The organism is Acidovorax sp. GW821-FHT10E03 (genome assembly GCF_059415205.1).
In genome coordinates, this window is the sequence record NZ_JBWKMU010000005.1 from 357,793 (window position 1) to 371,532 (window position 13,740).

Annotated in this window: 13 protein-coding genes; 9 read left to right on the forward strand and 4 right to left on the reverse strand. The window is 68.4% G+C overall.

All coding sequences use genetic code 11. The features are described 5' to 3' along the window. The first annotated feature begins 59 nt into the window (after positions 1-59). Positions 60-620 (forward strand): DUF4166 domain-containing protein, encoded by a 561-nt coding sequence (locus tag AC07OD_RS11410; RefSeq protein WP_492253826.1) that lies wholly within the window; start codon positions 60-62, stop codon positions 618-620. After that, a complete protein-coding gene (locus AC07OD_RS11415) occupies positions 617-1,006 on the forward strand; it encodes a thiol-disulfide oxidoreductase DCC family protein (protein ID WP_494596698.1) in 390 nt (129 codons plus the stop codon). Before AC07OD_RS11410 ends, AC07OD_RS11415 begins: the two co-directional genes overlap by 4 nt. A gap of 24 nt (positions 1,007-1,030) precedes the next feature. Here AC07OD_RS11415 and AC07OD_RS11420 read toward each other — a convergent pair whose 3' ends face one another. Then, positions 1,031-2,095, reverse strand: a complete 1,065-nt coding sequence (locus tag AC07OD_RS11420; RefSeq protein ID WP_218296014.1) for an ABC transporter ATP-binding protein — start codon at positions 2,093-2,095, stop codon at positions 1,031-1,033. Positions 2,096-2,220: 125 nt separating this feature from the next. Here AC07OD_RS11420 and AC07OD_RS11425 point away from each other — a divergent pair, with 125 nt between their 5' ends. Continuing rightward, on the forward strand, positions 2,221-3,855 hold the full coding sequence (locus AC07OD_RS11425; protein ID WP_494596700.1) for an ABC transporter permease: 1,635 nt from the start codon (positions 2,221-2,223) through the stop codon (positions 3,853-3,855). A gap of 94 nt (positions 3,856-3,949) precedes the next feature. On the opposite strand, the gene AC07OD_RS11430 is transcribed toward AC07OD_RS11425, so the two are convergent. From AC07OD_RS11430 to AC07OD_RS11440, 3 genes are all read right to left on the reverse strand, one after another. After that, the gene (locus AC07OD_RS11430; protein WP_218296012.1) at positions 3,950-4,267 is read right to left on the reverse strand and encodes a hypothetical protein; all 318 of its coding nucleotides are present in this window, start codon (positions 4,265-4,267) and stop codon (positions 3,950-3,952) included. A 366-nt stretch (positions 4,268-4,633) separates the two neighbouring features. Further along, complete coding sequence (locus AC07OD_RS11435; RefSeq protein WP_494596702.1) at positions 4,634-6,073, reverse strand: aldehyde dehydrogenase family protein; 1,440 nt, start codon at positions 6,071-6,073, stop codon at positions 4,634-4,636. Positions 6,074-6,410: 337 nt separating this feature from the next. After that, positions 6,411-7,139 carry a FadR/GntR family transcriptional regulator gene (locus AC07OD_RS11440; RefSeq protein WP_218296010.1) on the reverse strand — a complete coding sequence of 243 codons (729 nt, stop codon included), beginning with the start codon at positions 7,137-7,139 and terminating at the stop codon, positions 6,411-6,413. 128 nt (positions 7,140-7,267) lie between these two features. Here AC07OD_RS11440 and AC07OD_RS11445 point away from each other — a divergent pair, with 128 nt between their 5' ends. From AC07OD_RS11445 to garD, 6 genes are all read left to right on the forward strand, one after another. Further along, positions 7,268-8,086, forward strand: a complete 819-nt coding sequence (locus tag AC07OD_RS11445) for an NAD-dependent epimerase/dehydratase family protein (protein ID WP_492253821.1) — start codon at positions 7,268-7,270, stop codon at positions 8,084-8,086. Between the two features lie 8 nt (positions 8,087-8,094). Continuing rightward, positions 8,095-8,991, forward strand: coding sequence for an SMP-30/gluconolactonase/LRE family protein (locus AC07OD_RS11450; RefSeq protein WP_492244537.1), 897 nt, complete (start codon positions 8,095-8,097; stop codon positions 8,989-8,991). Between the two features lie 57 nt (positions 8,992-9,048). Further along, positions 9,049-10,026: a TRAP transporter substrate-binding protein gene (locus tag AC07OD_RS11455; RefSeq protein ID WP_218296007.1), complete on the forward strand. Its 978-nt coding sequence runs from the start codon at positions 9,049-9,051 to the stop codon at positions 10,024-10,026. Between the two features lie 71 nt (positions 10,027-10,097). Beyond that, positions 10,098-10,586, forward strand: a complete 489-nt coding sequence (locus tag AC07OD_RS11460; RefSeq protein ID WP_218296006.1) for a TRAP transporter small permease — start codon at positions 10,098-10,100, stop codon at positions 10,584-10,586. A 217-nt stretch (positions 10,587-10,803) separates the two neighbouring features. Then, positions 10,804-12,096 (forward strand): TRAP transporter large permease, encoded by a 1,293-nt coding sequence (locus AC07OD_RS11465; protein ID WP_218296005.1) that lies wholly within the window; start codon positions 10,804-10,806, stop codon positions 12,094-12,096. Between the two features lie 45 nt (positions 12,097-12,141). After that, positions 12,142-13,716, forward strand: coding sequence for a galactarate dehydratase (gene garD / locus AC07OD_RS11470; RefSeq protein ID WP_492807117.1), 1,575 nt, complete (start codon positions 12,142-12,144; stop codon positions 13,714-13,716). Positions 13,717-13,740 lie beyond the last annotated feature (24 nt).

The following is a 13,740-nucleotide window of genomic DNA, read 5'->3' on the forward strand; positions in this document are numbered from 1 at the left end:
CGTTTCCCTTGCCGGTGCGGCCGGACGCTGCGCGCCGCCAGATCTTCCAGCCCCTTCCCATGCCTGCTCCCACCCTTGCTTCCCTGTACCAGCGCGCCATGGGCCCGGCCTTCGGGCGCCTGGCGCCCGCGCTGGCGCGGTTTCACAGCCTGTCGGGCCGGCACAGGCTTCGGGGCAAGGTGGTGGTCGAGGCTCCGGCGGGCGCGATGGGCCGCCTGCTCGCGTGGGCGCTGGGGGCGCCGCTGCGCCCGGTCCAGGGCGACATCGTCTTCGAGCTGGATGCCACCCCCGGCGCCGAGGTGTGGACGCGTTGCTTCCCCGCGCGGACCATGCGCTCCACCCTGCGCGAATCCGGCGGCCGGGTGGTGGAGCATCTGGGGGCCGCGCGGCTGGGCTTCGTGCTCGATGAACAGCAGGGCCGGCTGATCATGCGCTTGCAGCACCTGCATTTCCTGGGCATCCCTTGCCCCGCGTGGCTGCGCCCGCGCGTGGTGGCCGAGGAGACCGGGCGGGGCGATACCCTGCATTTCCACGTGCAGGCCACCGTGCCGTGGGTGGGGCGGGTGGTTCACTACCGGGGCCACCTGGTCGTGCCAGCCACCGAGAGGCTTCCTCCATGATCGTGGTGTTCGACGCGCAGTGCCTGCTGTGCAACGGCTGGGTGCGGTTCCTGCTGCGGCACGACCGCGCGGGGCGCATCCGTTTCGCCTCCATGCAGGGCGCCACCGGCCGGCGGCTGCTGGCCGGCGCGGGCCTGCAGGTGGATGGGCTGCAGACCCTGCTCGTCATCGAGGGTGGCCGCAACTGGCAGCACACGGCGGCCATCCTGCGCGTGCTGCACCGCCTGGGGTGGCCCTGGCGCCTGGCCTGGTTGGGATGGCTGGTGCCCGCGCCCGTGCGCGACGCGCTCTACCGCCGGGTGGCGCGCAATCGCTACCGGATATGGGGGCGCTCCAAGACCTGCCTGGTGCCCGCGCCCGGGATGGCCGCACGGTTCCTGGACTGACGCGGCATCGGGCCGCGCACGCCGTCACTCGCGGGGGAAGGTCACCACATGGTCCACCTGCGCGCGGATGCCGATCCATTCGCCCAGGGCGTGGTCGTGGTGGCTGGGCACGTGGGCCAGCATGGTCTGGCCGCTGGCCAGGCGCAGCGTGTAGAGGAATTCGGCGCCCCGGAACGACTTGCGCACGATCTGCGCCTGCACCGGCGCATCGTCGTCGTGCACGATGTCGTCGGCGCGCAGCAGCACATCGCATTCGCCGCCCGGGTAGCTGCCGGGCAGGGGGCATTCGTCCAGGTCGGTCAGTTCGCCCAGGGGCGTTTGCGCCACCACGTTGTTGCCGCGCTGCACCAGCGTGGCGGGGGCGAACACGCCGTGCCCGATGAAGTCGGCCACGAAGCGCGTGGCGGGGCGGTGGTACAGGGTGTACGCGTCGTCCCACTGGTGCAGGCGGCCCTCGTGCATCACGCCGATCACATCGCCGATGGCAAAGGCCTCGAACTGGTCGTGCGTGACGAACAGCGCCGTGGCGCCCGCGGCCTTGAGGATGCCGCGCACCTCGTGCGCGAGGCGCTCGCGCAGGTCCACGTCGAGGTTGGAGAAGGGCTCGTCCAGCAGCATGAGCTGCGGGCGCGGCGCCAGGGCGCGTGCCAGCGCCACGCGCTGTTGCTGGCCTCCGGAGAGTTCGTGCGGAAAGCGGTTCTCGCTGCCTTCCAGCCCCACCAGCTGAAGCACCTCGGTCACGCGCGCGGCCTGCTCGGCCCGGGGCAGCGCGTGGATGCCGAACGCCACGTTGCGGCCCACCGACAGATGCGGAAACAGGGCGTAGTCCTGGAACACCATGCCGATGCGCCGCAGTTCGGGCGGCACGCTCAGCGCGGCACTGCTCACGAGGCCCTTGGTCAGCCGGATTTCGCCGCCGCTCACCGGCTCCAGCCCCGCCACCGCGCGCAGCAGCGTCGTCTTGCCGCAGCCCGAGGGGCCGATCAGCACGCCGATATCGCCTGCGTGCAGGCCCAGCGTGACACCTTGCACCGCGGCCTGCGCACGGCCCGCATAGCGCACTTCGAGTTGGGAGACCTCAAGAAACATGTCTGCATTTTATGGGGTAGGGGAGTGAATGCTTAAAATTCGCATTTGCATTCCTGAGCGTTGCCCGGTTGCCGTCCGTGCGGGTGTGCGTTTTCTTCCCACCCCCTCTGCCGAGCTCCCGCCCCTTGCGCCGCACGCCCTTCGCCTTTCGCACCATTCCCCTGGTCCTGTTCGCAGGCTTTCTGGCATTGCCCGTGCTGGCGGTGCTGGCCTCGTGGCTTCCGTTCTCGCCCTCGGGCCAGGGCGACGCCCAGGCCGGGGCCATCCTGCGCGAGATGGCCGCCACCGTGCTGCCCGGTTATGTGTGGACCACATTGCAGCTGAGCGTGATGGTGGCGCTGGGCGCCGCCATCGTGGGCACCAGCGCCGCGGCGGCCGTGACGCTGTTCGACTTTCCCGGCCGCCGCACCCTGGAGTGGCTGCTGCTGCTACCGCTGGCCATGCCCGCCTATGTGACGGCCTACGCGTACACCGACTTCCTGCAGTTCAGCGGCCCCCTGCAGGTGGGCCTGCGCAGCACCTTCGGCCTCGAAGGCCGCCTCCTGCCCGAAGTGCGCAGCCTGGGCGGCGCGGTGTGGGTGTTCATCTTCTCGCTGTACCCGTATGTCTACCTGCTGGCGCGCACGGCGCTGGGCGAGCGTGCCGCGCACCTCATGGAGGCCGCGCGCCTGCTGGGCGCGCCGCTGCCGCGCCGCATCCGCGCGGTGGCCCTGCCGCTGGCGCGCCCCGCCGTCGCCGCCGGCGTGGCGCTGGTGCTGATGGAAACCCTGGCCGACTTCGGCGTGGCGAGCTATTTCGGCGTCCAGACCTTCACTACCGGCATCTACAAGGCCTGGCTGTCCATGGACAACCGCCTGGCGGCCGCGCAACTGGCCACCATGCTGCTGGTGGTGGTGATGGTGCTGCTGCACATGGAGCACCGCGCGCAAAAGCGCATGCGTTTTGCCACCGGCGGCGGGCGAGCGGGCTCGGCCGAGGCGCAGCCCCTGGCGCTGCGCGGAGCGCGCCGCTGGGCGGCATGGGCGGTCTGCACGGTGCCGGTGGTCATGGGTTTCGTGGCGCCAGTGGCCTTCATGCTGCGGCCGCTGGCGGCCGACTGGTCGGTGCTGCCGTGGGAGCGCTTCATGGAATGGGCCTGGCACAGCGTGCGCCTGGGCGGCATCACGGCCGCGCTGGCGGTGGCCATCGCGCTGGCGCTGGCCTTTGCGGTGCGCCGCCAGCCCGACCCCGTCACGCGCGGCGTGGTGCAGCTGGCCAGCGTCGGCTATGCGGTGCCGGGCGCCGTCATCGTGGTGGGCCTGCTGCTGCCCGTGGGCTGGCTGCAGGCGGCCATGCCGCAGTGGGGCGTGGGCGCGCTCGTCACCGCCACGGCGTTTGGCATCGTCTGGGCCTACCTTGTGCGGTTCTGCGCGGTGGCCCTGCAGTCCATGCAGAGCGGCTACGCGCGCATTCCGCTCAGCCTGGACGACTCGGCCCGCATGCTGGGTGTCGGCAGCCGCGGGCTGCTGGCGCGCGTGCACTGGCCGCTGCTCAAGCGTTCCACCGCCGCCGCCGCGCTGCTGGTGTTCGTGGACGTGATGAAGGAGCTGCCCGCCACGATGGTGCTGCGCCCCTTCAACAGCGACACCCTCGCCGTGGTGGCCTACCAGCTGGCGCGCGACGAGCGGCTGGGCGAGGCGGCCTTGCCGTCGCTGGCGCTGGTGGCGGTGGGGCTGGTTCCCGTGATTTTGCTCAGCCGCACCCTGCGCAGCCGGGCCTGAGGCCGTCAGCATGTTCCGGTCATCTGCGCAATGAACAAAGCCGCCCGAGGGCGGCTTTGTTCATGGGGCCTGTGAGCAGTGCCCGGGCGCTCGTTCATTCGCTCCAGTCGGCGTGCTTCTCGCACAGCTTGTTGGTTTCCTTGCCCTTGCGGGTTTCGGAGAAGGTCACCAGGTTGCCCTTGAAGTCCTCGGGCGTTTCGTTCCACATGCAGGTGCACCACGCCTGGGCCTTGGTCTGGCCCTTGATGGGGCTGGCTTCGTTGCCACCCTGGTAGACCTTGGCGGAATGGCTCAGGCACTGGCGAAACTGCGCGTCGCCCGCGGGTGGGCGGTTGTAGTCATCTGCGGCGTGCACCGCGCTGCTGGCCGAAAGAACAAGGGCCAGGGCGGCGAAGAGGGGGGAGATTTTCATGGCGCAGATTCCCCGTGCGGGGGGTGAAGAAGAGAGGGCAGGGATGGACACTGCCGCCCGTGAAACAAGGCGGCATCGTCAGTGTAACCATTGGATACATTTTTGGAGTCCGCCCTGCGGCTTTATCTTTGCCGGGCCCTGCCGCGTGGCGGCTTGCAGACGGTGGGCGTGCCGCCCCTGGCATGTTCTCGCACCCGGTTGCCGGGCGCGCCGCCACCAGCATGGGCATTGTTTGCTATCAATAGAATAGCTGTCAGCGCTTTACCCATGAGCGCTTGCGAGCCATTTTGCTCAAAACCCGGCGGGTGGTGCGCCGTGCCCGCGCACCACCGTCCGCAAGGCCGGTGATGCGGGAAGGCCCCCGGTTCAGGCCTGCGTGTAGGCGGTCTTCACCGTCGTGTAGAACTCGGCGGCGTAGCGGCCCTGCTCGCGCGGGCCGTAGCTGCTGCTCTTGCGGCCGCCGAACGGCACGTGGTAGTCCACGCCGGCCGTGGGCAGGTTCACCATCACCATGCCGGCTTGCGCGTGGCGCTTGAAGTGCGTGGCGTGCTTGAGGCTGGTGGTGGCGATGCCGCTGGCCAGGCCGAAGGGCGTGTCGTTGGCCAGGGCCAGCGCTTCGTCGTAGTTCTTCGCGCGCAACACGCTCACCACGGGGCCGAAGATCTCTTCGCGGTTGATGCGCATGCCGGGCGTGGTCTCGGTGAACAGGGCCGGGCGCAGGTAGAAGCCGGGTGCGCCGTCGGCGTTCTTCTCCAGGGCCTCGCCGCCGTAGGCGAGCTTGGCGCCTTCCTGCTGGCCGATGCCGATGTATTCCAGGTCCTGCGCCAGCTGGCGGTCGTCCACCACGGGGCCGATGTCGGTGCCGGCCTTGCGCGCGTCGTCCACCTTCAGGGTCTTCATCTTCTCGACCATGGCGGCCACGAAACGGTCGTGGATGCCCTCGGTCACGATCACGCGGCTGCTGGCGGTGCAGCGCTGGCCGGTGGAGAAGAAGCCGCTGTTGACGGCCGCGCCCACGGCCACGGTCAGGTCGGCGTCGTCCAGCACCACGAAGGGGTTCTTGCCGCCCATCTCCAGCTGCACCTTGGCGCCGCGCGGCACGCAGGCCGCCGCCACGCGCTGGCCCGTGCCCACCGATCCGGTGAAGCTTACGCCCGCGATGCGCTCATCTTCCAGCAGCACCTGGCCCACGTCCGAGCCGCGGCCCATCACCAGATTGAACACGCCGGCCGGCAGGCCCGCGCGGTGCAGGATGTCGGCCAGCGCCCAGGCGGAGCCGGGCACCACTTCGGCGGGCTTGAACACCACGCAGTTGCCATAGGCCAGTGCCGGGGCGATCTTCCAGGCCGGGATGGCGATGGGGAAGTTCCACGGCGTGATGATGCCGATCACCCCCAGGGGCTCGCGCGTGATCTCGATGCCCACGCCGGGGCGCACGGACGGCATCACTTCGCCACCGGGGCGCAGCGCCTCGCCGGCGAAGAACTTGAAGATGGCGGCCGCGCGGCCCACTTCGCCAATCGCCTCGGGCAGGGTCTTGCCTTCTTCGCGTGCCAGCAGGTCACCGAGCTCGGCCTTGCGGGCGATGATCTCGTTGCCCACCGCGTCCAGGATGTCAAAACGCTGCTGGGGCGTGGACACGCTCCAGGCCGGGAAGGCCGCGTGGGCTGCCGACACGGCCTCCAGCGCCTGCTCGCGACTGGCCACGGCGTAGTCGCCGATCACGTCGCGGGTGTCCGAGGGGTTGGTGTTGCTATAGGTGCGGACGCCGTCTGTCCAGGCGCCGCCGATCAGGTTTGCATGCATGGCTGTGGTGGGTTGGTGAGTGAAGTGAAAAGGGTGTGCGGAAGGCAGTGCCTGCCCTCGGCGGAATGCCGCACCGCGCCCAGGGCCCGTGGCGGGGCGCCGACGGGCTGTGGCTGCGCAGCGTACCGCAAGGCCGGGTGGCGGTGGCGCGGCGCGGGCAGCTCGCCCGCAGGTGCCCGCCGCCATCTGCCATCGTGCGGCCAAGGGGCTTGAAAGTCTTGTTGTATGTCATCGTACAACATTTGAGACCTCTCAGACCTGCGGGTTAGTACTGATGAGACAACCGGGCACTTCGCATCTGGCAGAGGAGAGGGCCGATGCCCACGGCGCGGGCGCGTCAACTCGCCTCGGCCTGCGCGCGCCGCCTGCGCTCGCGGCTGTTGGCCAGATGGGTGCGCATGGCGGCCCGCGCGGCGTCGGGGTCCTGGCCCACGATGGCGTCGTAGATGCTTTCGTGTTCGCCATTGACGCGGCGCAGGTACTGGCGCCGTTCATCGTCCCCCGAATCCGGTGAGGCCAGCCGCGCGCGCGGGATGATCATGCTGCCCAGCGTGCCCATCAGTTCGGCGAAATGGCTGTTCTGCGTGGCGCGCGCAATTTCCAGGTGGAACTGGAAATCCGCCGCCACCGCGTCGCGGCCGGCATCCACGGCGGCGGCCACCGCATCAAGCGCCTCGCGCATGGCCTTCAGGTTGGCCTCGGTGCGGCGCTGGGCGGCCAATGCGGCCGCCTCGGTTTCCACGCCGATGCGCAGCTCCAGCACCGCGATCACGTCGCGCAGCGTGCTGAACTGGTCGGGGGTGATCTTGAAGCCCGGTGCCTGCCCCAGCCCCAGCACAAAGGTGCCGATGCCGTGCCGCGTTTCCACCAGGCCGGAGGCCTGCAGCTTGGAAATCGCCTCGCGCACGACGGTGCGGCTGACGCTGAACTCGGCCATGATGGCCGCTTCGGTGGGGAGCTTGTCGCCCAGTGCCAGGCTGCCATCGCGGATGCGGTCCCCCAGGGAATCGACCAGTTCCAGGGCCAGGGTGCGGGGCTTGCGGCGAAGCGCGGTATCGGTGTTCATCTCTTGGTGTTATCCCTATGTGGCGCCGTGGGGAGAAGCAGTACATTGCATTTTTGTTGTACGACAACTGATGACGTTCAACAGAATCTGTTGCCACTGTACCAAGAACCCCCGCCTTTGTAACCGCCATGCCTTGCCATCCCACCCCCATCCGTTTCCAACGCTTGTTACTGACCGGGGCGGCCGGGGGGCTGGGGCGCGAGCTGCGCACGCGCCTGAAAGCCTACTGCGGTACCTTGCGCCTGTCCGACGTGGCCGACCTGGGCCAGGAAGGCGCGGGGGAAGAGGTGCGCCCCGCGCGGCTGGAGGATGCCGGTGCCATGCTCGCGCTGCTGGAGGGCGTCGACGCCGTGGTGCATCTGGGCGGCGTGTCCACCGAACAGCCCTGGGAGCCGATCCTGCAGGCCAACATCATCGGTGCCTACAACCTGTATGAGGCGGCGCGCAAGCAGGGCGTCAAGCGGGTGGTGTTCGCCAGTTCCAACCACGTCACCGGCTTCTACCGGCAAGACGAGGTGGTGGGCCTCAAGGACCCGGCCCGGCCCGACGGCCTGTACGGCCTGTCCAAGGCGTTTGGCGAAGACCTCTCCCGTTTTTACTTCGACCGCCATGGCATCGAGACGGTGTGCCTGCGCATCGGCTCCTCGTTCCCGGAACCCCGCAACCGCCGGATGCTCGCCACCTGGATGAGCTATGACGACCTGGAGCGCCTGGTGGTCGCCAGCCTGACCGCTCCGGTGGTGGGCCACAGCACCATCTACGGCATGGGCGACAACACCACCACCTGGTGGGACAACACGCTGGCGCGCCACATCGGCTACCGGCCGCAGGACAGCTCCGAGCCCTTCCGCGCCAAGGTCGAGGCGGCCGACCCGCACCCCGACCTGACCGACCCCGCCGTGATCTACCAGGGCGGCCCGTTCGTGCGCACGGGTCCCTTCGAATGAGCGCCCCGATGACGTCCCCCGTGGACCTGCTGCTGCCCGACCACCGCGACCAGGTGGGCGAAAGCCCCGTCTGGAGCCCCGCCGAGCAGGCGCTCTACTGGGTGGACATCGAAGGCCGCCAGCTGCACCGCTGGACCTATGCGGACCAGCGCGTGCAAAGCTGGGAGACGGTGGAGCGCCCCGCCTGCATCGCGCTGCATGCGGCCGGCGGGCTGATCGCAGGCATGGACACGGGCGTCTTTCACCTGCAGCCCCAAGTGGGGGGCACCCTGGCCGCCACCCTGCTGGCCGGCGTGGACCACCCCCGGCCCGGCATGCGCTTCAACGACGGCCGCTGCGACCGCCAGGGCCGCTTCTGGGCGGGCACCATGGTGCGCGACATGTCGCTGGCGCAGGCCGCGGGCAGCCTGTACCGCATGGACGGACAGCGCGGCCTGTCGGCACCGCAGGTGCAGGGACTGGTCACGCAGAACGGCCTGGGCTTCAGCCCCGACGGCAAGACCCTGTACCTGAGCGACAGCCACCCGAGCGTGCAGCAGATCTGGCAGTTGCCGCTGCACGACGATGGGTCCCTGGGCGAGCGCTCGCTGTTCGTGGACATGCGCGATCTGCCCGGCCGGCCCGACGGCGGCGCGGTGGATGCCGACGGCTGCTACTGGATCTGCGGCAACGACGCTGGCGTGGTGCACCGCTTCACGCCCGACGGCCGGCTGGACCGGTCCATCGCCGTGCCCACCAGCAAGCCCTCGATGTGCAGCTTCGGCGGCCCGGGGCTGGACGTGCTGTTCATCACCTCCATCCGCCCCGGGCAGCCCCAGGGCGACGACGTGGCGCTGGGCGGCGCCATTTTTGCCACCCGCCCCGGCGTGGCGGGGTTGCCGGAAACACCCTATCGGAGCGCCTGAAGACAACAGGCTTCGGAACTCTCCCCCATTCACAACACTTCAACCCAGGAGACAACCATGAAAATTCCCCAATTGATGGGCCGCGTGGCGTTTGCCGCCAGCATCGTGCTCGGCGGCCTCACCGCGCAGGCCACGGAATTCCGCTCGTCGGACATCCACCCCGAGGACTACCCCACCGTGCTGGCCGTGCGCCACATGGGCGAGACACTGTCCAAGGCCACGGGCGGCAAGCACAGCATCAAGGTGTACGCCAAGGGCTCCCTGGGCATCGAGAAGGACACCATCGAGCAGACCAAGCTGGGCGCCATCGCCATGACGCGCGTGAACGTCGCGCCCATGAATAACATCTGCCCCGCCACCATGGTGCCCACCATGCCCTTCCTGTTCCGCGACAAGGAACACATGCGCAAGGTCCTCGACGGAGCCATCGGTGACGAGATCCTGAAGGACTGCGAATCGCAGGGCTTCGTGGGCCTGGCCTTCTACGACAGCGGCGCGCGCTCGATCTACACCGTGAAGAAGCCCGTCAAGACCCTGGCCGACGTCAAGGGCCTGAAGGTGCGCGTGCAGCAGAGCGACCTGTGGGTGTCCCTGCTCGAGGCCATGGGCGCCAACGCCACCCCCATGCCCTTCGGCGAGGTCTACACCGCGCTCAAGACCGGCCTGGTGGACGCCGCCGAAAACAACTACCCCAGCTACGAAAGCTCGCGCCACTTCGAAGTGGCCAAGTACTTCAACAAGACCGAGCACTCGATGGCGCCCGAGATCCTGCTGTTCAGCAAGCGCGTGTGGGACACGCTGAGCGCCGACGACCAGAAGGCCATCCGCGCCGCCGCCAAGGAATCGGTGGGCTTCATGCGCAAGATCTGGGACGAGCGTGAAGAAAAGTCCCTGGCCACCGTCAAGGCCGGCGGCGCACAGATCGTGGAGATCGACAAGGCGGCCTTCAAGACCGCGATGAAGCCGGTGTATGACAAGTTCCTGAAGGACCCCAAGCTCCAGGACATGGTCAAGCGCATCGACGCGGTGCAGTAATCCTGGCGTTCCATGCCGCAGGGCCGTGCGTCCTGCGGCGGGTCCCTCCTTCCGTCTTCCGAATGTTCTCTATGTACACGCGTCTTTGCGCCTTCATCGCGCGCTCTTGTCTGCAACTGGGGGTGGCGGGGCTGGTGCTGCTGGTCTGCGCCGTGCTTTACCAGGTCATCGGCCGCTACATCTTCAACAACACGCCGACCTGGGCCGAAAGCGGCGCGGTGCTGCTGGTGTTGTACGTCACCATGCTGGGCATGGCGGTGGGTGTGCGTGACGCGGGCCATATCGGCCTCGAATCGTTCCTGGTACTGGCGCCCGACTGGCTGCGCCACAAGCTGGAAATCGTGATCCACGTGCTGGTGCTGGTCTTCGGCGTGGTCATGGCCTGGAACTGCGGCGTGCTGGCCGAGTCCGTGGCGCCCTACAAGATTCCCACGCTCGGCATCTCCGAAGCGTTCAAGTACGTTCCCCCCGCGCTCGCTGGCGTGCTGGTGGCGATGTTCTCCCTGGAGCACATCATCGCCCTGGTCCGCGGGACAGAGGTCGAGCCCGCCTGGCATTGAGATGAAGCACACCCCCCTGAGCGCTTTCAGCGCTTCCCCCCGCTCTCGCATGGCTGCGCCACGCGGGCAGGGGGACGCAGCCCTCGCGGCGGGGCGGCCCTGGCTCGGCTGCCCTGGCCTGGGTCACGCCCGCCGCATGCGGAGCGCCCCGGGGACGATCGAAGCAATCCCAGCGTACCGCCCAGCACCCTAACGTTCCTGTAAAGATTCCACCATCATGGCGTTGACCATTCTGTGCGTGACCTTCACGCTCCTGCTGCTGCTGGGCGTGCCCGTGGCGTTTTCCATCGGCCTGTCGTCGCTGGCCACCATCCTGTATGAAGGCCTGCCGCTGGCCGTGGGCTTCCAGCAGATGATTTCGGGCATGAATCCGTTTTCGTTCCTGGCGATCCCGTTCTTCATCTTCGCGGGCGAGATCATGATGTACGGCGGCATCGCCGACCGCATCGTGGACTTTGCCAAGAGCGTGGCCGGCCATGTGCGCGGCGGTCTGGGCATGAGCAATGTGCTCGCCTGCACGCTGTTCGGCGGTGTGTCGGGTTCGCCCGTGGCCGACGTGTCCGCCATGGGCGCCGTGCTCATCCCGCAGATGAAGAAAGAGGGCTACCACGCCGACTATGCGGTGAACGTGACCACGCACGCCTCGCTGGTGGGCGCGCTCATGCCCACGTCGCACAACCTGATCATCTTCACCTTGGCCGCGGGCGGCAAGGTGAGCATCGCGGCGCTGATCCTCGCGGGCATCGTGCCGGCGCTGCTGCTCACGGTGTGCAATCTGCTGGCGGCCTACCTGGTGGCCGTCAAGCGCGGCTACCCTGCGGGCACTTTCCCCGGCTGGGAGATCGTGTGGATCTCCTTCAGAGCGTCAGTCCCCGGGCTGGCGGTGGTGGTCATCATCATCGCGGGCATTCTGTCGGGGGCGTTCACGGCCACCGAATCTGCCTCGGTGGCCGTGGTGTGGGCCCTGGTGCTGTCGGTCTTCGTCTACAAGAAGCTCACGCGCGAACAGTTCCTCAAGGCCGCCTCCAAGGCCGTCAAGACCACGGGCACCGTGCTGCTGCTGATCGGCATCTCGTCCATGTTCGGCTACCTGATCGGCCTGTACGGCGTGGCCGAGCTGACGGGCGATGCGCTCAAGTCCATGAGCACCTCGCCCTGGGTGATCTTCCTGTGCGTGAACATCATCCTGTTCGTGCTCGGCACCTTCCTGGACATGGCGGCCACCATCCTCATCTGCACGCCCATCTTCCTGCCCATCTGCCAGCAATTCGGCATGACCACCGAGCAGTTCGGCATCGTCATGCTCATCAACTGCGCGCTGGGCCTGAACACGCCGCCGGTGGGCACCACGCAGTTCATCGGCTGCACCATCGGCGGCATCTCCGTGGGCGAGGTGATGAAGACCATCTGGCCGTTCTACAGCGCACTCATCGTGGCGCTGATGCTGGTGACCTACGTGCCTCAGTTTTCGATGTGGTTGCCGGACCTGGTGCTGAAGGCCGGTGGATGAGCACGGCCGTGCAAAACACGAAGCGGACATGAAGTGAACGACCCGATGCGAGAACCCCTCACCATCCGCATGCACGCGGACGACAACGTCGCCATCGTCGCCAACGACGGTGGCCTGCCCGCAGGCACGGTGCTGCCCGAGGGCGTGCCGGGCGCGGGCGTCACCCTGCGCGACAAGGTGCCCCAAGGCCACAAGGTGGCGTTGACGGACATGGCCGAAGGGGAGGTGGTGCGCCGCTACAACGTGCCCATCGGCTACGCGCTCAAGCCCATCCCGGCAGGCAGCTGGGTGCACGAGCGCCTGCTGCAGATGCCTTCGGCCCGCGCGCTGGAGGGCCTGCCCATGGCCACCGTGAAGCCGCCCGTGCTGGAACCGCTCACGGGCTACACCTTCGAGGGCTACCGCAACGCGGACGGCTCGGTGGGCACGCGCAACATCCTGGCCATCACCACCACCGTGCAGTGTGTGGCGGGGGTCGTGGCCCTGGCGGTGCGCCGCATCAAGACGGAGCTGCTGCCGCTGTACCCGCAGGTGGATGACGTGATCGGCCTGGAGCACACCTATGGCTGCGGCGTGGCCATCGATGCGCCCGACGCCATCATCCCCATCCGCACCCTGCGCAACATCAGCCTCAATCCCAACTTTGGGGGTGAGGTCATGGTGGTGAGCCTGGGCTGCGAAAAGCTCCAGCCCGACCGCCTGCTGCCCCCGGGCAGCTTTCCCATCAGCGACGAGCGTGATGCGGCGCTGGGCCCGGAGACCGTGTGCCTGCAGGCCGAAGAGCATGTGGGCTTCATGTCCATGCTCGACCACATCGTGCAAAGCGCGCGCCCGCACCTCACGCGGCTGAACGCCCGCCGCCGCGAGACCCTGCCCGCCAGCGAGCTGGTGCTGGGCGTGCAGTGCGGCGGCAGCGATGCGTTCTCGGGCGTCACCGCCAACCCGGCCGTGGGCTTTTGCGCCGACCTGCTGGTGCGCGCCGGCGCCACCGTGATGTTCAGTGAAAACACCGAGGTGCGCGATGCGGTGGAGCAGCTCACCAGCCGCGCCGCCACGCCCGAAGTGGCCCAGGCCATCGTGCGCGAACTGGGCTGGTACGACCAGTACCTCGACCGGGGCCGCGTGGACCGCGCCGCCAACACCACGCCGGGCAACAAGGCGGGTGGCTTGTCCAACATCGCCGAAAAGGCCATGGGCTCCATCATCAAGAGCGGCACCGCTCCGATCTCGCACGTGCTGGCCCCCGGCGAGAAACTGCGCCATGACCAGCGCGGCCTGGTGTACGCCGCCACGCCCGCCAGCGACTTCATCTGCGGCACGCTGCAACTGGCCGCTGGCATGAACCTGCACGTGTTCACCACCGGCCGGGGCACGCCCTACGGCCTGGCCGAATGCCCCGTGGTCAAGGTGGCCACGCGCACCGACCTGGCCCGCCGCTGGAATGACCTGATGGACATCAACGCCGGCAAGATCGCCGACGGCGAGGCCAGCATTGAAGACCTGGGCTGGGAGATGTTCCACCTGCTGCTCGACGTGGCCAGCGGTCGCAAGAAGACCTGGGCCGAGCAGTGGAAGCTGCACAACGCGCTGGTGCTGTTCAATCCCGCGCCGGTGACTTGAAGTGACACCCCCTGAGTCGCTTCG

Coding starts and splice junctions, on each gene's coding strand:
- AC07OD_RS11410 (WP_492253826.1), top strand. CDS start 60: ATGCCTGCTCCCACCCTTGCTTCCCTGTACCAGCGCGCCATGGGCCCG.
- AC07OD_RS11415 (WP_494596698.1), top strand. CDS start 617: ATGATCGTGGTGTTCGACGCGCAGTGCCTGCTGTGCAACGGCTGGGTG.
- AC07OD_RS11420 (WP_218296014.1), bottom strand. CDS start 2,095: ATGTTTCTTGAGGTCTCCCAACTCGAAGTGCGCTATGCGGGCCGTGCG.
- AC07OD_RS11430 (WP_218296012.1), bottom strand. CDS start 4,267: ATGAAAATCTCCCCCCTCTTCGCCGCCCTGGCCCTTGTTCTTTCGGCC.
- AC07OD_RS11435 (WP_494596702.1), bottom strand. CDS start 6,073: ATGCATGCAAACCTGATCGGCGGCGCCTGGACAGACGGCGTCCGCACC.
- AC07OD_RS11440 (WP_218296010.1), bottom strand. CDS start 7,139: ATGAACACCGATACCGCGCTTCGCCGCAAGCCCCGCACCCTGGCCCTG.
- AC07OD_RS11445 (WP_492253821.1), top strand. CDS start 7,268: ATGCCTTGCCATCCCACCCCCATCCGTTTCCAACGCTTGTTACTGACC.
- AC07OD_RS11450 (WP_492244537.1), top strand. CDS start 8,095: ATGACGTCCCCCGTGGACCTGCTGCTGCCCGACCACCGCGACCAGGTG.
- AC07OD_RS11455 (WP_218296007.1), top strand. CDS start 9,049: ATGAAAATTCCCCAATTGATGGGCCGCGTGGCGTTTGCCGCCAGCATC.
- AC07OD_RS11460 (WP_218296006.1), top strand. CDS start 10,098: ATGTACACGCGTCTTTGCGCCTTCATCGCGCGCTCTTGTCTGCAACTG.
- AC07OD_RS11465 (WP_218296005.1), top strand. CDS start 10,804: ATGGCGTTGACCATTCTGTGCGTGACCTTCACGCTCCTGCTGCTGCTG.
- garD (WP_492807117.1), top strand. CDS start 12,142: ATGCGAGAACCCCTCACCATCCGCATGCACGCGGACGACAACGTCGCC.